Annotated in this window: 18 protein-coding genes; 12 read left to right on the top strand and 6 right to left on the bottom strand. The window is 63.7% G+C overall.

Annotation, left to right across the window (positions count from 1 at the left end; translation table 11 throughout):
* Positions 1 to 25: 25 nt before the first annotated feature.
* On the bottom strand, positions 26 to 748 hold the full coding sequence (rph, locus tag CKW37_RS25415; RefSeq protein ID WP_095158958.1) for a ribonuclease PH: 723 nt from the start codon (positions 746 to 748) through the stop codon (positions 26 to 28).
* A 261-nt stretch (positions 749 to 1,009) separates the two neighbouring features.
* Between rph and CKW37_RS25410 the strand changes: the two genes are divergently transcribed.
* Together CKW37_RS25410 and gmk are read left to right on the top strand one after the other, a co-directional pair.
* Entirely contained in the window at positions 1,010 to 1,873 is an 864-nt protein-coding gene (locus CKW37_RS25410; protein WP_095158957.1) for a YicC/YloC family endoribonuclease, read from the top strand.
* Between the two features lie 13 nt (positions 1,874 to 1,886).
* Positions 1,887 to 2,507 (top strand): guanylate kinase, encoded by a 621-nt coding sequence (gene gmk, locus CKW37_RS25405; RefSeq protein WP_095158956.1) that lies wholly within the window; start codon positions 1,887 to 1,889, stop codon positions 2,505 to 2,507.
* Positions 2,508 to 2,528: 21 nt separating this feature from the next.
* On the opposite strand, the gene CKW37_RS25400 is transcribed toward gmk, so the two are convergent.
* The 4 genes from CKW37_RS25400 to CKW37_RS25385 all read right to left on the bottom strand — a co-directional run bounded on the left by CKW37_RS25400 (position 2,529) and on the right by CKW37_RS25385 (position 7,876).
* Positions 2,529 to 4,082 (bottom strand): APC family permease, encoded by a 1,554-nt coding sequence (locus CKW37_RS25400; RefSeq protein WP_095158955.1) that lies wholly within the window; start codon positions 4,080 to 4,082, stop codon positions 2,529 to 2,531.
* 105 nt (positions 4,083 to 4,187) lie between these two features.
* On the bottom strand, positions 4,188 to 4,967 hold the full coding sequence (locus CKW37_RS25395) for a gamma-glutamyl-gamma-aminobutyrate hydrolase family protein (RefSeq protein WP_095158954.1): 780 nt from the start codon (positions 4,965 to 4,967) through the stop codon (positions 4,188 to 4,190).
* Between the two features lie 14 nt (positions 4,968 to 4,981).
* The gene (locus CKW37_RS25390) at positions 4,982 to 6,475 is read right to left on the bottom strand and encodes an aldehyde dehydrogenase (RefSeq protein ID WP_095158953.1); all 1,494 of its coding nucleotides are present in this window, start codon (positions 6,473 to 6,475) and stop codon (positions 4,982 to 4,984) included.
* Positions 6,476 to 6,493: 18 nt separating this feature from the next.
* Entirely contained in the window at positions 6,494 to 7,876 is a 1,383-nt protein-coding gene (locus tag CKW37_RS25385) for a glutamine synthetase family protein (RefSeq protein WP_095158952.1), read from the bottom strand.
* Positions 7,877 to 8,118: 242 nt separating this feature from the next.
* Here CKW37_RS25385 and CKW37_RS25380 point away from each other — a divergent pair, with 242 nt between their 5' ends.
* From CKW37_RS25380 to CKW37_RS25360, 5 genes are all read left to right on the top strand, one after another.
* Complete coding sequence (locus CKW37_RS25380; RefSeq protein WP_095158951.1) at positions 8,119 to 8,991, top strand: LysR family transcriptional regulator; 873 nt, start codon at positions 8,119 to 8,121, stop codon at positions 8,989 to 8,991.
* A gap of 165 nt (positions 8,992 to 9,156) precedes the next feature.
* Entirely contained in the window at positions 9,157 to 9,420 is a 264-nt protein-coding gene (gene rpoZ, locus CKW37_RS25375; protein WP_095158950.1) for a DNA-directed RNA polymerase subunit omega, read from the top strand.
* 60 nt (positions 9,421 to 9,480) lie between these two features.
* Positions 9,481 to 11,589 carry a bifunctional GTP diphosphokinase/guanosine-3',5'-bis pyrophosphate 3'-pyrophosphohydrolase gene (spoT, locus tag CKW37_RS25370; protein WP_095158949.1) on the top strand — a complete coding sequence of 703 codons (2,109 nt, stop codon included), beginning with the start codon at positions 9,481 to 9,483 and terminating at the stop codon, positions 11,587 to 11,589.
* A gap of 23 nt (positions 11,590 to 11,612) precedes the next feature.
* Positions 11,613 to 11,993 (top strand): RidA family protein, encoded by a 381-nt coding sequence (locus CKW37_RS25365; protein ID WP_095158948.1) that lies wholly within the window; start codon positions 11,613 to 11,615, stop codon positions 11,991 to 11,993.
* A gap of 55 nt (positions 11,994 to 12,048) precedes the next feature.
* Positions 12,049 to 12,786 (top strand): hypothetical protein, encoded by a 738-nt coding sequence (locus CKW37_RS25360; RefSeq protein WP_095158947.1) that lies wholly within the window; start codon positions 12,049 to 12,051, stop codon positions 12,784 to 12,786.
* Between the two features lie 12 nt (positions 12,787 to 12,798).
* Here CKW37_RS25360 and CKW37_RS25355 read toward each other — a convergent pair whose 3' ends face one another.
* A complete protein-coding gene (locus CKW37_RS25355) occupies positions 12,799 to 13,656 on the bottom strand; it encodes an SDR family oxidoreductase (RefSeq protein WP_095158946.1) in 858 nt (285 codons plus the stop codon).
* A 197-nt stretch (positions 13,657 to 13,853) separates the two neighbouring features.
* Between CKW37_RS25355 and exbB the strand changes: the two genes are divergently transcribed.
* The 5 genes from exbB (at position 13,854) to recG (ending at position 19,183) form a co-directional block, all read left to right on the top strand.
* Positions 13,854 to 14,861, top strand: coding sequence for a tonB-system energizer ExbB (exbB, locus tag CKW37_RS25350; RefSeq protein ID WP_095158945.1), 1,008 nt, complete (start codon positions 13,854 to 13,856; stop codon positions 14,859 to 14,861).
* 3 nt (positions 14,862 to 14,864) lie between these two features.
* Positions 14,865 to 15,293 (top strand): TonB system transport protein ExbD, encoded by a 429-nt coding sequence (exbD, locus tag CKW37_RS25345; protein ID WP_095158944.1) that lies wholly within the window; start codon positions 14,865 to 14,867, stop codon positions 15,291 to 15,293.
* Positions 15,290 to 16,030, top strand: a complete 741-nt coding sequence (locus CKW37_RS25340) for an energy transducer TonB (RefSeq protein WP_095158943.1) — start codon at positions 15,290 to 15,292, stop codon at positions 16,028 to 16,030. The genes exbD and CKW37_RS25340 overlap by 4 nt, the downstream gene beginning before the upstream one ends.
* 147 nt (positions 16,031 to 16,177) lie before the next feature.
* Entirely contained in the window at positions 16,178 to 17,098 is a 921-nt protein-coding gene (locus tag CKW37_RS25335; protein WP_095158942.1) for a hydrogen peroxide-inducible genes activator, read from the top strand.
* Positions 17,099 to 17,107: 9 nt separating this feature from the next.
* Complete coding sequence (gene recG, locus CKW37_RS25330) at positions 17,108 to 19,183, top strand: ATP-dependent DNA helicase RecG (RefSeq protein WP_095158941.1); 2,076 nt, start codon at positions 17,108 to 17,110, stop codon at positions 19,181 to 19,183.
* The last annotated feature ends 55 nt before the right edge of the window (positions 19,184 to 19,238 follow it).

The raw sequence follows: 19,238 nt of genomic DNA, 5'->3' as shown, positions 1-19,238 counted from the left end.
GTCGGCTTTTTTATTGGGCGATGGCTCAGTCAGCCAGCGACACCTTTTGCAGCTCGAACAGATCGGTCATGCCTTTCTGCGCCAGCTCCAGCATGGCGTTGAGTTCCTGTGGCTGGAACGGCGCGCCTTCAGCGGTGCCCTGGACTTCGATGAAACCGCCAGCGCTGGTCATGACCACATTCAGGTCGGTTTCGGCAGCGGAGTCTTCGAGGTAATCCAGGTCCAGGACCGGCTCGCCCTGGTACATGCCCACCGAAACGGCAGCGATCATGTGCTTGAGCGGGTCGCCGCCTTTCAGGCCGCCACGTTTCTTGACCACACGCAGCGCATCGACCAGGGCAACCATGGCGCCGGTGATGGACGCGGTGCGGGTGCCGCCGTCAGCCTGGATCACGTCGCAGTCGACGTACAGGGTGATGTCGCCCAGCTTGCTCATGTCCAGCGCGGCGCGCAGCGAGCGGCCGATCAGGCGCTGGATTTCGAGGGTGCGGCCACCCTGTTTGCCACGGCTGGCTTCGCGCTGGTTACGCTCACCGGTGGAGCGCGGCAGCATGCCGTACTCGGCGGTCAGCCAGCCTTGGCCCTGGCCTTTCAGGAAGCGTGGAACACCATTTTCGACGCTGACCGTGCAGACGACTTTGGTGTCGCCAAACTCAACCAGTACCGACCCTTCGGCGTGCTTGGTGTAGTTGCGGGTGATGCGGATCGAGCGGAGCTGATCGGCAGCGCGACCACTTGGACGTTTCATAGGGGATACCTGTACTGGGTTCGAATCTGCCGAGCATTATAGAGCGCCAGGCCGCGACTGGACATGCCTGAGCGCGAAAGGCCCGCCCGCCGCCCGTCGCACGGCTCAAACCCCGCGCACATCAGGCTTCGACAGGTTTTTGTCGGCGTTCAGCGCAGTGTTTGTCACATCCGTTTATGGGAGCCGGCAGCGCACTGCGTTACAATCCTGCGCCTTTGCAGCCTGTCGGCTTTCCCTTCATCTATCTGCGAGGTACTTCCCATGGTGCACAGCATGACCGCCTTTGCTCGTGTCGAACGAGCCGGGACCCAAGGCACCCTGATATGGGAACTGCGCTCGGTCAACCATCGCTACCTTGAGCCGCACCTGCGCCTGCCGGAAGCCTTCCGCGATCTTGAAGGCGCCATCCGCGAGTCGCTGCGCCAGGGGATTTCCCGCGGCAAGGTCGAGTGCACCCTGCGCTTCAACGAAGAAAACGCCGGCAAGCCGTTGCAGGTGGACCGTGAGCGCGCCGCGCAACTGGTGGCCGCCGCCGAGACCGTGGCCAGCCTGATCAAGCAGCCAGCACCGCTCAATCCCCTGGAAGTGCTGGCCTGGCCCGGCGTGCTGGTCGCCGATGCCAACGACCCGCAAGCCTTGAACGTCGAAGCCATCGAGCTGTTCGACGCGGCGCTCCAGGAGCTGAAAAATGGCCGTAACCGCGAAGGCGCGGAACTGGCCCGGCTGATCAACGAGCGCCTGGACAGCATGAGCCAGGAAGTCACCACCCTGCGCGCGCTGGTGCCGCAGATGCTCGCCGCCCAGCGGCAGAAGATCCTCGACCGCTTCAGCGACATGCAGGCCGAACTCGACCCGCAACGCCTGGAACAGGAAATGGTCCTGCTGGCGCAGAAGAGCGATGTCGCCGAGGAGCTCGACCGTCTCAGCACGCACGTCACCGAAGTGCGTCGGGTGCTCAAGTCCGGCGGTGCAGCGGGCCGGCGCCTGGACTTCCTGATGCAGGAGCTCAATCGCGAAGCCAACACCTTGGGCTCCAAAGCCTTCGACCCACGCAGCACCCAATCGGCGGTCAACCTCAAGGTTCTGATCGAGCAGATGCGTGAACAAGTACAGAACATCGAGTAAGGCCACCCCCATCATGAAACACAGCAGCGGCACCCTGTACATCATTTCGGCCCCGTCCGGCGCCGGCAAGACCAGCCTGGTCAAGGCCCTGACCGACGACCTGAACCACATTCGCGTGTCGGTCTCGCACACCACGCGGACCATGCGTCCGGGCGAACACGACGGGGTGAACTACCACTTCGTCGACCGCGCCGAGTTCGACCGCCTGAACGCTCAGGGCGACTTCCTCGAGCAGGCCGAAGTCTTCGGCAACTGCTACGGCACCTCGCGCAGTGCGCTGCAGCAGACCCTTGATGAAGGCCATGACCTGATCCTGGAAATCGATTGGCAAGGTGCGCAACAGGTGCGCGACCAGATGCCGGGCACTCGCTCGATTTTCATCCTGCCGCCGAGCCAGCAGGCGCTGCGTCAGCGCCTGACCAACCGTGGCCAGGACAGTGACGAAATCATCGAAGGTCGGATGCGCGAAGCGGTCAGCGAGATGAAGCACTACGACGAATACGAGTACGTCATCATCAATGACGACTTCGCCACGGCGCTGGAAGATTTGAAAGCGGTGTTCCGCGCCAATCGCCTGCAGCGCGAAAGCCAGCAACAACGCCACGGCGAGCTGCTCAAGCAACTGCTGGCTTGAGCCCTCGCCGCCCCGGCCGCCTCAGCGGCGGCTGGGGATGGTTGCGTGACGGCGCAGCGTCATGCCAAGGAAGAACGCCGGCGCGCGCAGACGCGAGAGCAGCATCAGGACGATGCCCAGCAGCAGGATGATCATCGCGATCACGAACACCAGCCCCAACCCGCCCACATGCGAACCGCTGCCGAACGAAGGCGAGGCGCTGTCGATCGCGGTCTGAACGAAGATCACCGAAAGAATCCCGCCGCCCAGCAACGGGCACACGCCTCTCATCATGAAGTGCCGCGCGCTGTCCATCAGGCTGTGGCGGAAGTACCAGACACAGGCGAACGCCGTCAGCGAATAGTAGAAGCAGATCATCATGCCCAAGGCTGTGATGGTGTCCGCCAGCACGTTTTCGCTCAAGGTGCGCATGGTCACGTAGAACACACCGGCGGCGATGCCGGCGCAGATGGTGGCATAACGCGGAGTCTGCGAGCGCGGGCAGATGCGCGCGAAGCGCTCTGGCACGGCGCCGTAGTAGCCCATGGCGAGCAGAGTGCGGGCCGGGGAGACGAAGGTCGATTGCAGCGACGCGGCGGTACTCGCCAGCACGGCGATAGACATCAGGATTGCCAGCGGGCCCATGACTGGACCTGCGAGGTGAGCGAAGACGTTTTCCTGGATCCGTGGATTGCCCAGGCCAAGCCCTACTTCACTGATACCGGCGAATTGCAGCGTGGCGATAGCGGTGACCAGGTACAGGCCGAGGATCAGCAGTACGGTCAGGGTCGCGGCGCGGCCAGGCACTTCATCGCTGCCCACCGACTCTTCGCTCATGGTCAGGCATACGTCCCAACCCCAGAAGATGAAGATAGACAGCGACAGGCCGGCGGTAAAGGCCGAGAAGGACTCGACGCCGAACGGGTTGAACCAGTCCATCTGGAAGTTCATCGGCGGTTGCTCGGGGGTCGAGCCGCCGAACGCCGCGATGGCGAAACCTATCAGCACCAACAATTGCAGCGCCACCAGGCCGTACTGCACCGCCATGGTCGTGCCGATGCCGCGACAGCAGATCCACACCGCCATGGCGATGAACACGCAACAGGTGATGACGTTGATCAGCAGGTTGTCGCTGAGCGCAGCCACCTCGTGGCTGCCAGTGAGTTGCCCGAGGAAGAGATAGAAGAAGTCCACCGCCACACCGGCCAGGTTGGACAGCACGATGGTCGTCGCCGTAACCAGGCCCCAGCCGCCGATCCAGCCGATCATCGGGCCAAAGGCGCGAGCCGACCAGGTAAAGGAGGTGCCGCTGTCCGGTTCGGCCGCGTTCAGCTCGCGATAGCCGAGGGCTACCAGCAGCATCGGCAGGAAGCCGACGATGAACACCGCCGGCAAGTGCGCGCCGACTTCGCGGACCGTTGGACCCAGCGCGCCGGTGAGGGTGTACACCGGGGCGATGGTGGAGATGCCGAGCACGATACTGGCGAGCAGTCCGAGCCGGCCCTTGGCCAGCCCCTTGGATGCTCCGGATGTGCCGGCGCTTGCGCGAGCCTGCCCCGCCGTACTCGGGGTCAGGCTTGCCTGGAAATCGCTCATGAGTAGTTGCCGTCGCTATTGGTATTGTTTTTCAGGGCATCAATTGATGCCCGCACTCAATGAATCTGCCGGATCGGCCTGGGCGCAAACGTCGCTCCCGAGGCGTTACAGGCTCGCCTCGCGGTAGCGCTGACCACCGGCGTAGGCATTACAGGCTGCACGGAACGCCTGAAAAAGACGCAACGAAACCGGGTTTTCGGCATAACGCCATTCCGGATGCCACTGCACTCCGACCACAAAGCCGGGCGCATCCTCCATGGAAACTGCTTCGATCAACCCGTCCGGGGCCAATGCCTCGACACGCAAGCCCTCAGCCAGGCGGTCGATGCCCTGGCTGTGGAGCGAGTTGACCATGAACTGCTGCGGTAACCCCAGTCGCTCGAATTTCCCATCGGGTTCGACCGTCACCAGGTGACGCGGGCTGTACTGTTCTTCGAGCGGGGCGTCCTGCGGCTCGCGGTGGTCCAGATAGCCGGGCAGCTCCTGGACACGCTGGTGCAAGCTTCCGCCCAGGGCCACATTGAGCTCCTGGAAACCACGGCAAATGCAGAACACCGGCACGCCGGCGGCAATCGCCGCCTGCAGCAACGGCAGGGTCAGCCGGTCACGAAACACGTCGTGCCGGGTGCCTTCGACGCTGGGGGCGCCATTGTAATGATGCGGCTCGACATTTGAAGGCGAGCCGGTAAAAAGAATGCCGTCGAGGCGTTCCAGCAGGCGCTGCGGGTCCAGCGCCTCGGTGAGCGCCGGCAGGATCAGCGGCACGCCGGCAAACGCGGCGGCCTCGACGTATTTGTCGCCCACGGTGTGGGAGGCAGTGTTGCCCAACATCTGACGGCATGCAGTGACGCCGATCAACGGCGTCTTGCGCAAATCCTGCTTCATCGATCCAGCCTCCCTTAGAGCTTGATCCAGGTCGCCTTGAGTTCGGTGTATTTGTCGAACGCGTGCAGCGACTTGTCGCGGCCGTTGCCCGACTGCTTGAAACCACCGAACGGCGCGGTCATGTCGCCGCCGTCGTACTGGTTGATCCAGACGCTGCCGGCGCGCAGGGCGCGAGCGCTGCGATGGGCCTTGGAAAGGTCCGAGGTCCACACCGCCGCGGCCAGTCCGAACGGCGAGTCGTTGGCGATGGCGATGGCTTCTTCGGCGCTGTCGAAGGTGATGACCGACAGCACTGGACCGAAGATTTCCTCGCGGGCGATGCGCATGGCGTTGTTCACGCCATCGAAGATCGCCGGCTCGACGTAGACGCCGCAGGTGTCTTCAAGCACACGGCGGCCACCGGTGACCAGGGTCGCGCCATCGGCCTTGCCGGCCTCGACGTAGCCAAGCACGGTGTCCAGTTGAGTGGTGTCGACCAGCGCACCGACGCGGGTTTCCGGCTCCAGCGCATGGCCTGGTTTCCAGGCCTTGAGCGCCTCCACCACCATCGGCAGGAACTGCTCCTTGATCGAGCGCTCCACCAGCAGGCGCGAACCGGCGATGCAGACCTCGCCCTGGTTGAACGCGATAGCGCTGGCGGCGGCTTCAGCCGCGGCCTGCAGGTCCGGCGCGTCGGCGAAGACGATGTTCGGGCTCTTGCCGCCGGCCTCCAGCCAGACGCGTTTCATGTTCGATTCGCCGGCATACACCATCAGTTGCTTGGCGATGCGGGTCGAACCGGTGAACACCAGAGTGTCGACGTCCATGTGCAAGGCCAGGGCCTTGCCGACGGTGTGGCCGAAACCTGGCAGCACATTGAGCACACCGGCCGGAAGGCCAGCTTCCACCGCCAGTTGGGCGATGCGGATGGCGGTCAGCGGAGATTTTTCCGACGGTTTGAGGATCACCGAGTTGCCGGTGGCCAGGGCCGGGCCGAGTTTCCAGCAGGCCATCATCAGCGGGAAGTTCCAGGGCACGATGGCGGCAACCACACCCACCGCCTCGCGGGTCACCAGGCCAAGCTGGTCAGGCGCGGTCGGCGCGACTTCGTCGTAGATCTTGTCGATCGCCTCGGCGTTCCAGCGGATGGCGTTGGCCGCCGCGGGAATGTCGATGCTCAGCGAATCGGCGATCGGCTTGCCCATGTCCAGGGTATCCAGCAACGCCAGCTCGCGGGCGTTGGCCAGCAGCAGGTCGGCGAAGGCGATCAGCACGCGCTTGCGCTGGGCCGGCGCCTGGAGCGCCCAGACGCCACTGTCGAAGCTGCGGCGCGCGGCAGCGACCGCACGCTCGGCGTCGGCGGCATCGCAACTGGCGACGGCGGCCAGGGCACGGCCGTCCACCGGGCTGATGCAGTCGAAGGTCTCGCCAGAGGCGCTTTCGAGGTATTCACCGTCGATGAAGGCGCGCCCCTCGATGCGCAGTTGCTGGAAGAGGGTTTCCCATTGTTCGCGGGTCGGAATTGTCATTGTTCTGTTCTCCGGGCATCACACGGTATGCAGGTACCAGTTGTATTCGAGGTCGGAAATCGACACCTCGAACTCCGCCAGTTCGCTTTCCTTGCAGGCGACGAAAATATCGATGTAGTCGGGGCTGATGTACTGGTTCAGGACTTCGCTGTCGTCCAGTTCGCGCAGGGCATCGCGCAGGTTGTTCGGCAGGCTCTGTTCCAGTTGCTCGTAGGAATTGCCTTCGATGGGCGCGCCCGGTTCGATCTTGTTGGTCAGCCCGTGGTGAATACCGGCGAGGATCGCCGACATCATCAGGTAAGGGTTGGCGTCGGCGCCGGCCACGCGGTGCTCGATGCGTACGGCGTCGGCGCTGCCGGTCGGTACACGGACGGCCACGGTGCGGTTGTCCAGGCCCCAGCTCGGCGCGTTGGGCACATAGAACTGCGCGCCGAAACGACGGTAGGAGTTGATGTTCGGGCAGAGGAAGGCCATCGACGCCGGCATGGTTTCCAGCACGCCGCCGATGGCGTGGCGCAGGGCGTCGTTCTGCTCGGGGTCTTCGCTGGTGAAGATGTTCTTGCCGGTGGCCTTGTCCAGCAGCGAAATGTGCACGTGCAGGCCATTACCGGCCTGGCCCGGGTAGGGCTTGGCCATGAACGTGGAGTCCATTTCATGGTCGTAGGCGACGTTCTTGATCACCCGCTTGAGCAGCAGCGCGTAGTCACAAGCTTTCAGCGGATCGGCGACGTGGTGCAGGTTCACTTCGAACTGCGCCGGGGCGCTTTCCTTGACGATCGCGTCGGCCGGGATGTCCTGTTCCTTGGCGGCTTCGAGAATGTCCTGCAGGCAATCGACGTATTCGTCGAGGTCGTCGATCAGGTAGACCTGGGTCGATTGCGGACGCTTGCCGGAAATCGGCGAACGCGGCGGTTGCGGGCGACCGTTCAGGTTGTCCTGGTCGATCAGGTAGAACTCCAGCTCGAACGCGGCGCAGATGGTCAGGCCCAGGGCGTCGAACTTCTCGATAACGCCACGCAGCACTTCGCGCGGGTCGGCGAAGAACGGCTTGCCGTCCATCTCGTGCATGGTCATCAGCAACTGCGCGGTAGGACGCTTCTGCCAGGGCTCGAAGCTCAGGGTGCCGGGGATCGGGTAGCAGATGCGGTCGGCGTCGCCGATATCCAGGCCCAGGCCGGTGCTTTCCACCGTTGAGCCATTGATGTCCAGGGCGAACAGCGACGCGGGCAGGTTGATGCCCTTTTCATAGACTTTGACCAGGCTCGCCCGCTCGACGCGCTTGCCGCGCACCACTCCGTTCATATCGGCGATCAGCAGATCGACGTACTGCACCTCAGGGTGGGCCTTTAGAAATTCGGCCATTTCGTCAACGGGGATGGCGCACGGAGAGACCGACGTCATGGCTAGGCATCCTTTAGAGTTTTTATTGGGGCAGCGATGTAGGGGGGTAATGCGGGTATTCGGGGCGGCGATGGCTGGCTTTTATTCTCGGGATTTCCATCGTGGGGAACGGCTGGCGCGTCATCTATCGGACGAGCGCTCCAGGTTCTGCGGCATCACGCCTTGCTAGACGGCCACCGTCGCACTATAGAATGGCCCCCACGCAACAGACATTGGCATTTTGGCAAGCAAAGAGTGCATCGATGCAATATCAGATCAGCCATGCCGACCTCTCCCTGGTTCTCGCCCTGGTCCGCGGACGCTCCCTGGCCAAGGCGGCAGAACTGCTCAAGGTCGACGTTTCCACGGTGTTCCGCTCGATCCGGCGGATGGAGGCCGCGCTCGGCACCGCGTTGTTCGTTAAAAGCCGCAAGGGCTACATCCCCACCGGCACCGCCCAGGCCCTGGCCGAACAGGCCGAGCGCGCCGAGCAGGCGCTGGACGCCGCACGCGTGGCGCTGGCCCATGGCGAACAGGTGGTCAGCGGCACTGTGCGCCTGACCTGCACCGACGCGGTATTGCACAGTCTGCTGCTGCCGGCGCTGGCCGAGTTCATGCCGGCATACCCGGCGCTGTCACTGGAACTGGCGACGTCCAACACCTTCGCCAACCTCAGCCGCCGCGACGCTGACCTGGCCTTGCGCCTGACCAACTCGCCGCCCGAGCATCTTGTAGGACGCTGCCTGGGTTCGGCTTCTTATGTCGTGTGCGGTCGCGAGGAATTTCGCAGCCGCTTGACCGAAGCGCCCGCCAGCGTGCCGTGGATCTCGCCGGACGATTCCATGCAGGATCACCCCACGGTGGTCTGGCGCAGCGAAAAACTGCCCGGCGTAATGCCGCGCTACCGCTGCAGCGGCATTTCGTCCATCGCCCAGTTGGTCAGCGCCGGCCTCGGTGTGGCCGCGCTGCCGGACTATATGGCGCACACCCTGCCGGGGGTCGAGCAACTGAGCGAAGCGCTGCCCGGTTGCGATACCCAATTGTGGCTGCTGACCCGCCCGGATTGCCGGGCATTGCGCTCGGTCCAGGCACTGTTCGACGAACTGACCCCGCGTTTGCGCAATGCGTTGATCTGACAGGTCACGCAAGACAGTTGTAATAGACGCTTACAAGTAGGTATCGTCGGCATATCCGGGGCTCGAACCGAAATCAGCGCTTCCCTAACGGCTGGTGATTTTTTAAACTATCGAGTCCGCTCGCCCATTTGGGCAGAACACCGCATTCGCTATTTGAGGAACACCATGGCCCGCGTAACCGTTGAAGATTGTCTAGACCACGTGGATAACCGCTTTGAGCTGGTCATGCTGTCCACCAAGCGTGCCCGCCAACTGGCCACCGGCGGCAAAGAGCCGAAAGTGGCGTGGGAAAACGACAAGCCTACCGTCGTTGCCCTGCGCGAAATCGCCGAAGGCTTCATTACCAATGAGTTTCTCGCCGCAGAAGATATCGTCACTGAAGACCCGGTCTTCACTGCGTTCGACGAAGAGGCCAACGAGGCCGTCTAAGTCTATGCCTGGTCGACGTTGTGCGGCGCGGGTCCCTTATCCTCGGCAGGAGGTCGTATCTTGCCGAGCATAGATGCCCTCGCCGATCGTCTGTCGACCTACCTCGGGCCCGACCAGGTCAACCTGGTCCGCCGAGCCTATTTCTACGCTGAACAGGCCCACGACGGCCAACGCCGCCGCAGCGGCGAGGCGTACGTCACGCATCCGCTGGCCGTCGCCAGCATCCTCGCCGACATGCACATGGACCATCAGAGCCTGATGGCGGCCATGCTGCACGACGTGATCGAAGACACCGGCATCGCCAAGGAAGCCCTCAGTTCACAGTTTGGCGAAACCGTCGCGGAACTGGTCGATGGCGTCAGCAAGCTGACCCAGATGAACTTCGAGACCAAGGCCGAGGCCCAGGCGGAAAACTTCCAGAAGATGGCCATGGCCATGGCCAGGGATATCCGGGTGATTCTGGTCAAGCTGGCCGATCGCCTGCACAACATGCGCACCCTTGAAGTGCTGTCTGGCGAAAAACGCCGGCGCATCGCCAAGGAAACCCTGGAAATCTACGCCCCCATCGCCAACCGCCTCGGCATGCACAGCGTGCGCATCGAGTTCGAGGACCTGGGTTTCAAGGCGATGTACCCGATGCGCTCGGCGCGCATCTACCAGGCTGTCAAACGCGCCCGCGGCAACCGCAAGGAAATCGTCAACAAGATCGAAGAGTCGCTCAGCCACGCCCTGGCGGTGGATGGCATGGAAGGCGAAGTCAGCGGTCGGCAAAAACATATCTATGGCATCTACAAGAAGATGCGCGGCAAGCGTCGCGCCTTCAACGAGATCATGGATGTCTACGCGTTCCGCATCATCGTCGACAAGGTCGACACCTGCTACCGCGTGCTCGGTGCTGTGCACAATCTGTACAAGCCCCTGCCCGGCCGCTTCAAGGACTACATCGCAATCCCCAAGGCCAACGGCTACCAGTCGCTGCATACCACGCTGTTCGGCATGCACGGGGTCCCCATCGAAATCCAGATCCGCACCCGCGAGATGGAAGAGATGGCCAACAACGGCATCGCCGCCCATTGGCTGTACAAGTCCAGCGACGACGAACAGCCCAAGGGCACCCACGCCCGCGCACGGCAGTGGGTCAAGGGCGTGCTGGAAATGCAGCAACGCGCCGGCAACTCCCTCGAATTCATCGAGAGCGTGAAGATCGACCTGTTCCCGGACGAGGTCTACGTCTTCACACCCAAGGGCCGCATCATGGAGCTGCCGAAAGGCTCCACTGCGGTCGACTTCGCCTACGCGGTACACACCGACGTCGGCAACAGCTGCATCGCCTGCCGGATCAACCGCCGCCTCGCGCCGCTGTCCGAACCGCTGCAGAGCGGCTCGACGGTCGAAATCGTCAGTGCCCCGGGCGCACGACCGAATCCGGCGTGGCTGAACTTCGTGGTCACCGGCAAGGCCCGCACGCACATCCGCCACGCCCTCAAGCTACAGCGCCGTTCCGAGTCCATCAATCTGGGCGAACGCCTGCTGAACAAGGTGCTCAACGGCTTCGACAGCGCCCTGGACAAGATTCCGCCAGAGCGCGTCCAGGCCATGCTCGCCGAGTACCGCCTGGAACTGATCGAAGACCTGCTCGAAGACATCGGCCTGGGCAACCGCATGGCCTACGTCGTGGCCCGACGCCTGCTCTCCAGCGAAGGCGAGCAGCTGCCAAGCCCGGAAAGCCCGCTGGCCATCCGCGGTACCGAAGGTCTGGTGCTGAGCTACGCCAAATGCTGTACGCCGATTCCGGGCGACCCCATTGTCGGCCACCTCTCGGCCGGAAAAGGCATGGTGGTGCACCTCGAAGGCTGCCGCAATATCAGTGAAATCCGCCATAACCCGGAAAAATGCATCCAGCTTTCCTGGGCCAAGGACGTCACCGGCGAGTTCAACGTCGAACTGCGCGTCGAGCTGGAACACCAGCGCGGCCTGATCGCCCTGCTCGCCAGCAGCGTCAACGCGGCCGACGGCAACATCGAGAAAATCAGCATGGACGAGCGTGATGGCCGCATCAGCGTCGTCCAGCTTGTGGTCAGCGTGCACGACCGCGTACACCTGGCCCGCGTGATCAAGAAACTGCGCGCACTGGCGGGGGTCATCCGCATCACCCGCATGCGCGCGTAGCCCTTCCCGTGCAAGGAGTCACCATGAGCAAGACCGTCATCACCAGCGACAAGGCCCCAGCCGCCATTGGCACCTACTCCCAGGCGATCAAGGCCGGCAATACCGTCTACATGTCGGGCCAGATCCCGCTTGATCCAAAAACCATGGAACTGGTCGAAGGCTTCGAAGCCCAGACCGTCCAGGTATTCGAAAACCTCAAGGCCGTGGCCGAGGCTGCTGGCGGTTCCTTCAAGGACATCGTCAAGCTGAACATCTTCCTGACCGACCTGAGCCACTTCGCCAAGGTCAACGAAGTCATGGGCCGCTACTTCGAGCAGCCGTACCCGGCTCGCGCGGCCATCGGCGTTGCCGCCCTGCCACGCGGCTCGCAGGTCGAGATGGACGCGATCCTGGTTCTCGAGTAATACCCTGCGGCGAGCCTGAGGGTTCGCCGCTTTTCCTCCCCTGAAGGACCCCGTAATGCGCAACGCGCTTGCCCTTTCGCTGCTTGCCGCACTGCTCGGCGGCTGCGCGAGCCACAAACCCGAAGACTACAACGGTGTCTGGATCAACCAGAACGCCATCGATGCTGCGTCCAAAGGCACTGGCCTGCGTTACGCACTCGAGCGCCACGGACCGAACTTCGAATGGAAGGTCAACGTCGCCGCCGGACAAGCCAGCTACAGCAACGGCTTCGAGCTGGTGGAAGGCCGCCTGAAGGCCATCGATGAAGACCACTGGCAAGTAGAACTCGACGGCGACCAGGTGGAAAACCTCGAACTGGATGGCAAGGAACTGGTGCAGGCCACCAGCGACTGGGCCCCGGAACAGCGTTTCCAGCGCAGCAGCGACACCATCAACCCCGATATTCCCCCAGGCGCCGCCTTCGAGCAGGCCCTGTATGGCGCCTACCTGAAAGGCAACTGGAAAATCCTCGAAGGCCCTGGCCAGGGCGGCACCGTGCGCTTTCGCGACAACGGCGCCCTCGACGGCCTGCCCAATCTGGACCGCTACGCCCTTTGCCTGGCGGGCGATTGCGCCAGCATGACCGGCAAGTTCGACAGCCTGTGGCTCGAGCGCAACCAGCAGGGCAATCCGTGGATCTTCAAGCGCGACGGCAAGCAGATGGAAATCTTCCAGTCCATCAACGACTCCCAGCCCGACGAAATGCCATCGCTGCGCCCCGGCGCTCGCCGCTGGCTGCTGGAACAGAAATAACGGACGGGCGCGTCAGCCGCGCCCTTCAAGAATCGCCGCATAGCCTTCGCGATAACTCGCAAATGTGGGCGTCCAGCCCAGCGCCCGAGCCCGGGCGTTGCTGCAGCGCTTGCTACCGGTACGGCGCACGCGCTGCTCCTCGGACCACTCGGTAACCCCCATGTACTCGCGCAACCAGGCCACCACCTCGGCCAGCGGCGCGGGCGCATCGTCCACACCGATGTAGCAATCCTCCAGCGCCCGCCCGTCCCGATCCGCCTGCAGCAGAAACGCCAGCAGGCCGGCGGCATCCTCGGCATGGATGCGGTTGCCGTACAGCGGCGGCTCCTCGGTAACCCGATACCCTTGGCGCACCTGGCTGAGCAGCCATTCGCGGCCCGGCCCGTAGATCCCGGTCAGGCGCACCACGCTGGCCGGCACGCCGCTCTCCAAGGCAAGGCGCTCCGCCTCCAGCATCACCCGCCCGGAATATTCGCGTGGCGCGGTTTCCGCGGTTTCATCTATCCACTCGCCGTCCTGCTGGGCGAAAACACTGCTGCTGGAAACGAATAGCAGCCGACGCGGCTTCTGCCCCCGCTCGGCCAGCCAGCTCAGCACGTTGCGCAGCCCCTCTACATAAGCTGAGCGATAACCCGGTTCGTCATGCTGGCTAGCGGCCACGCTGTAGACCAGATAATCAGGCGCCACCACCGGCCAATCAGCCGGGCATTGACCTTGTTCGAGATCAGCCTTGATGCCCGTGACCCCCTCCGGCAAAGCGCCAGTATTCCTGCGCAAGCCGCTGACCGCCCAGCCAGAAGCCAGCAATTGCCTGGCCAGGCGCCCCCCCACATCGCCACAGCCGACGATCAGAACTGAAGGTAAAGACATGCCAAAACTCCCATAACCAAAGACCGAACTATTTCGCCAAAATCGATAGGCGGCTAGCCATCGCTGTAAAAAAAGCTACTTTATTACTTCTGCTAACAAGAATTACTTGCAATAATGGCCGCCCCTTTTTTCTGTTCTCGGCCTGTTTCGAGGCCTTGAAGACCATTCACGCATCCTCTTCATCAGGTCCGGCCAGCATGACACGCATCCAACCTTCCGCTTCGCCAACCACGTCGCGCGCCTTGCGCGCCATCGCAGCGCTGATGCTCAGCCTGACGCTGGCACCTGCCGCGATGGCAGAAGAACCTGCCGCAGCCACCGCCACTCCCGCAGCAGCGGTCGCACCTGCGACGCCAGCCGCAGAAGGCACCGCTGCCGCACACGGCGCAGAGCACGCAGCCGCTACTCCGGCAGACCCGGCCGCCGCGCCAGTCGAAGCGTCGGTGGAAGGTCCCCTGAATGCCGACGGCGAACCGCTCGCCGACGACCCAACCCTGGGCCTGGGCCACGACCTGTCGCCATGGGGCATGTACCAGAACGCTGACGTCATCGTCAAAACCGTCATGATCGGCCTGGCCATCGCCTCGATCATCACCTGGACCATCTGGATCGCCAAAGGCTTCGAGCTGCTGGGGGCCAAGCGCCGCCTGCGTCGCGAAATCGGCCTGCTGAAGAAGTCGGTCAGCCTCAAGGACGCCAGCGACAATACCAATGTCCCCGGCACCCTGTCGCACACGCTGGTCCATGACGCGCTGGAAGAAATGCACCTGTCGGCCAACGCCCGCGAGAAAGAAGGCATCAAGGAACGCGTCAGCTTCCGCCTCGAACGCCTGGTTGCCGCCAGCGGCCGCAACATGAGCAGCGGCACCGGCGTACTGGCTACCATCGGCTCCACCGCACCGTTCGTCGGTCTGTTCGGTACCGTCTGGGGCATCATGAACAGCTTCATCGGCATCGCCAAAACCCAGACCACCAACCTTGCAGTCGTTGCCCCGGGTATCGCCGAAGCACTGCTGGCCACCGCGCTGGGTCTGGTTGCCGCGATCCCGGCGGTTGTCATCTACAACGTCTTCGCCCGCTCCATCGCCGGCTACAAGGCTCAGGTGTCCGACGCCTCCGCACAGGTACTGCTGCTGGTCAGCCGTGACCTGGACCACCAGCCTGGCGAGCGTTCCGCGCAGCCGCACATGGTGAAAGTGGGGTAAACCATGGGCCTGCATCTTAACGAGGGCGGCGACGATCTCGCCGAAAACCACGAAATCAACGTTACGCCGTTCATCGACGTAATGCTGGTTCTGCTGATCATCTTCATGGTGGCAGCGCCGCTGGCGACGGTCGACATCAAGGTCGACCTCCCAGCCTCGACCGCGAAGCCCGCGCCGAGACCGGAAAAGCCTGTGTTCCTGAGCGTCAAGGCTGACCAGAAGCTTTACCTCGGTGAAGACCTGGTCCAGCAACCGAGCCAGCTGGGGCCGATGCTGGATGCCAAGACCAAGGGTGACAAGGAAACCACGATCTTCTTCCAGGCCGACAAAGGCGTGGACTACGGCGATCTGATGGAAGTCATGAACACATTGCGCGCCGCCGGCTACCTCAAGGTCGGTCTGGTCGGGCTTGAGACGGCAGCCAAGAAATGATCGAGACCCGGTACAAGCTGGGGCGTTACGGCGGTAGCCTGTTACTCGTGCTGGCAGTGCATGCCATCGCAATCGTGTTGGCGCTGAACTGGTCGGCACCGCAGGCCATCGAACTGCCGCCCGCAGCAATGATGATCGAAATGGCTCCGATGCCAGAGCCGGCGCCGCCACCACCGCCCAAGGTCGTGACGCCGCCGCAACCGCCCGCACCGGTAGAGGAACCGCCGTTGCCGAAGCTGGTTGAAGCACCGAAGCCGAAAATCGCTATTCCGAAACCTGCCAAACCCAAGGCCAAGCCCCAGCCGCCAAAGCCGGAGCAAAAGCCTGATCCGCAGGAGAAACCGGTCGAGCAGGACGTCGTCGATACCCCGCCGAGCAACGCGCAGGCGCAAAAATCGGCGGCACCGGCACCGGCACCGAGCATCGCCAGCAACAGCAACGCCTTGCCGACCTGGCAGAGCGACTTGCTGCGTCACCTGGGCAAGTTCAAACGCTACCCGGAAGACGCTCGCCGTCGCGGCCTGCAGGGCATCAACCGGTTGCGCTTCGTGGTCGATGGCGAAGGCCGGATCCTGTCCTACTCGCTGGCCGGAGGTTCGGGCAGTGCCGCGCTGGACCGCGCGACCCTGGAGATGATCCGCAAGGCACAGCCAGTGCCGGCGCCACCCAAGGAGCTGCTCAACAACGGCAGCATCGAAGTGGTTGCACCGTTCGTCTACTCGCTGGACAAGCGCTAAGGCTGGAAAAAAGACGGCGACCCTCAGGTCGCCGTCTTCCTTCATGAAGCCTGGATCATTGTTTCTGTCGCCCCGATGCAAGTCTGATAACGTGCTTCTATCGGTTGCAGCCGCTATGCTGGGGCCGCTACTTCATGGACGCATGTTATGACCCTCACAGAATTACGCTACATCGTCACTCTCGCTCAGGAACAGCATTTCGGCCACGCCGCCGAACGCTGCCACGTCAGCCAGCCGACCTTGTCGGTGGGCGTGAAAAAGCTTGAGGACGAGTTGGGCGTACTGATTTTCGAGCGCAGCAAAAGCGCGGTGCGCCTGACCCCGGTCGGCGAAAGCATCGTCGCCCAGGCGCAGAAAGTCCTCGAACAGGCCCAGGGCATCCGCGAACTGGCCCAGGCTGGCAAGAACCAGCTGACCGCGCCGCTCAAGGTCGGAGCCATCTACACCGTCGGCCCGTACCTGTTCCCCCACCTGATTCCACAACTGCACCGGGTCGCCCCGCAGATGCCGTTGTACATCGAAGAAAACTTCACCCACGTGCTGCGCGACAAACTGCGCAACGGCGAACTGGACGCGGTGATCATCGCCCTGCCGTTCAATGAAGCCGACGTGCTGACGCTGCCGCTCTATGACGAGCCGTTCTATGTGCTGATGCCCAGCGGCCACCCCTGGACCCAGCAAGAGACCATCGACGCCAGCCTGCTCAACGACAAGAGCCTGCTGCTGCTGGGCGAAGGTCACTGCTTCCGCGACCAGGTGCTCGAGGCCTGCCCGACCCTGGCCAAGGGTAGCGACGGCGCCAAGCACACCACGGTGGAATCCAGCTCGCTGGAAACCATCCGTCACATGGTCGCCTCTGGCCTCGGCATCTCGATCCTGCCGTTGTCGGCGGTGCACAGCCATCACTACGCGCCTGGCGTGATCGAAGTCCGTCCGTTGAGCCCGCCCGTGCCGTTCCGCACCGTGGCCATCGCCTGGCGGGCCAGTTTCCCGCGGCCGAAGGCCATTGAGATCCTCGCTGATTCGATCCGTCTGTGCTCGGTGGCCAAGCCACCCGCGGACCAATAGGTTTTCGCCATGACCGAGTTGTCCCAGGTGTCGGTCACCGCATTGAAAGGCGTCGGCGAAGCCATGGCCGAGAAGCTCGCCAAGGTCGGCCTGGAAAACCTCCAGGACGTGCTGTTCCATCTGCCCCTGCGCTATCAGGACCGCACCCGCGTGGTGCCCATCGGTGCGCTGCGTCCTGGCCAGGATGCGGTCATCGAAGGCGTGGTCAGCGGCGCCGACGTGGTGATGGGCAAACGCCGCAGCCTGGTCGTGCGCCTCGGTGATGGCAGCGGCGTGCTGAGCCTGCGCTTCTATCACTTCAGCAACGCCCAGAAAGACGGCCTCAAGCGCGGCACCCACCTGCGCTGCTACGGCGAAGCCCGGCCCGGCGCCTCGGGGCTGGAAATCTACCACCCCGAGTACCGCGCCCTTACCGGCGACGAGCCGGCGCCGGTGGACCAGACCCTGACCCCTATCTACCCGACCACCGAAGGCCTCACTCAACAGCGCCTGCGCCAGTTGAGCCAGCAGAGCCTGGCTATGCTCGGCCCGCGCAGCCTGCCGGACTGGCTGCCCGAGGAACTGGCCCGCGACTACCAGCTCGGCCCGCTGGACCAGGCCATTCGCTACCTGCACCAGCCGCCCGCCGATGCCGATGTCGATGAGCTCGCCGAAGGCCAGCATTGGGCCCAGCATCGCCTGGCCTTCGAAGAACTGCTCACCCACCAGCTTTCACAGCAACGCCTGCGGGAAAGCCTGCGGGCTCTGCGCGCGCCGGTGCTGCCCAAGGCCAAGCGGCTGCCGGCGCAGTTCCTCGCCAACCTGGGCTTCCCGCCGACCGGCGCGCAGCAGCGGGTCGGCAATGAAATCGCTTACGACCTGAGCCAGCCCGAGCCCATGTTGCGCCTGGTCCAGGGCGATGTTGGCGCGGGCAAGACCGTGGTCGCCGCCCTCGCCGCGCTACAGGCGCTGGAAGCCGGCTACCAGGTGGCGCTGATGGCGCCCACCGAGATTCTCGCCGAACAGCACTACATCACCTTCAAACGCTGGCTCGAACCGCTGGGTATCGAAGTCGCGTGGCTGGCCGGCAAGCTCAAGGGCAAGGCCCGCACCGCGTCGCTGGAGCAGATCGCCAGCGGCACGCCCATGGTGGTTGGCACCCATGCGCTGTTCCAGGAAGAGGTGAAATTCCACAACCTCGCCCTGGCGATCATCGACGAACAGCACCGCTTCGGCGTCCAGCAGCGCCTGGCCTTGCGCCAGAAAGGCGTGGGCGGCCGTTTCTGCCCGCACCAGTTGATCATGACCGCGACCCCAATCCCGCGGACCCTCGCCATGAGCGCCTACGCCGACCTCGACACCTCGATCCTCGACGAACTGCCGCCCGGGCGTACCCCGGTCAACACCGTGCTGGTCACCGACAGCCGGCGCTTCGAAGTGGTCGAACGGGTGCGTGCCGCCTGTGCCGAAGGGCGCCAGGCGTACTGGGTGTGCACCTTGATTGAAGAATCCGAAGAGCTGACCTGCCAGGCCGCCGAAACCACCTTCGAGGAGCTTTCCAGCGCCTTGGGCGAGCTGCATGTGGGGCTGATTCACGGGCGCATGAAGCCTGCGGAAAAGGCCGCGATCATGGCCGAGTTCAAGGAAGGCCGCCTGCAACTGCTGGTGGCCACCACCGTGATCGAGGTCGGCGTGGATGTGCCGAACGCCAGCCTGATGATCATCGAAAACCCCGAGCGCCTGGGCCTGGCCCAGTTGCACCAATTGCGTGGCCGTGTCGGCCGCGGCAGCGCCGTGAGTCACTGCGTGCTGCTGTATCATCCGCCACTGTCGCAGATCGGCCGCGAACGCCTGGGGATCATGCGCGAAACCAACGACGGCTTCGTCATCGCCGAAAAGGACCTGGAACTGCGCGGCCCGGGCGAAATGCTCGGCACGCGCCAGACCGGCCTGCTGCAGTTCAAGGTCGCCGACCTGATGCGCGATGCCGACCTGCTGCCCGCCGTTCGCGACGCCGCCCAGGCGCTGTTGGCGCGCTGGCCCGATCACGTCAGCCCGCTGCTCGAACGCTGGCTGCGTCACGGCCAACAATATGGCCAGGTGTGACGTGATCCACGCAATTGGATCCAGCCACCCGGTCAAGCTGGGTATACTCTGCCTC

This window comes from Pseudomonas sp. Irchel 3E13, from assembly GCF_900187455.1.
Taxonomy (GTDB): domain Bacteria; phylum Pseudomonadota; class Gammaproteobacteria; order Pseudomonadales; family Pseudomonadaceae; genus Aquipseudomonas.
The sequence above is the reverse complement of the archived record's forward strand: the minus strand, read 5'-3'. Positions and strand labels throughout refer to the sequence as shown.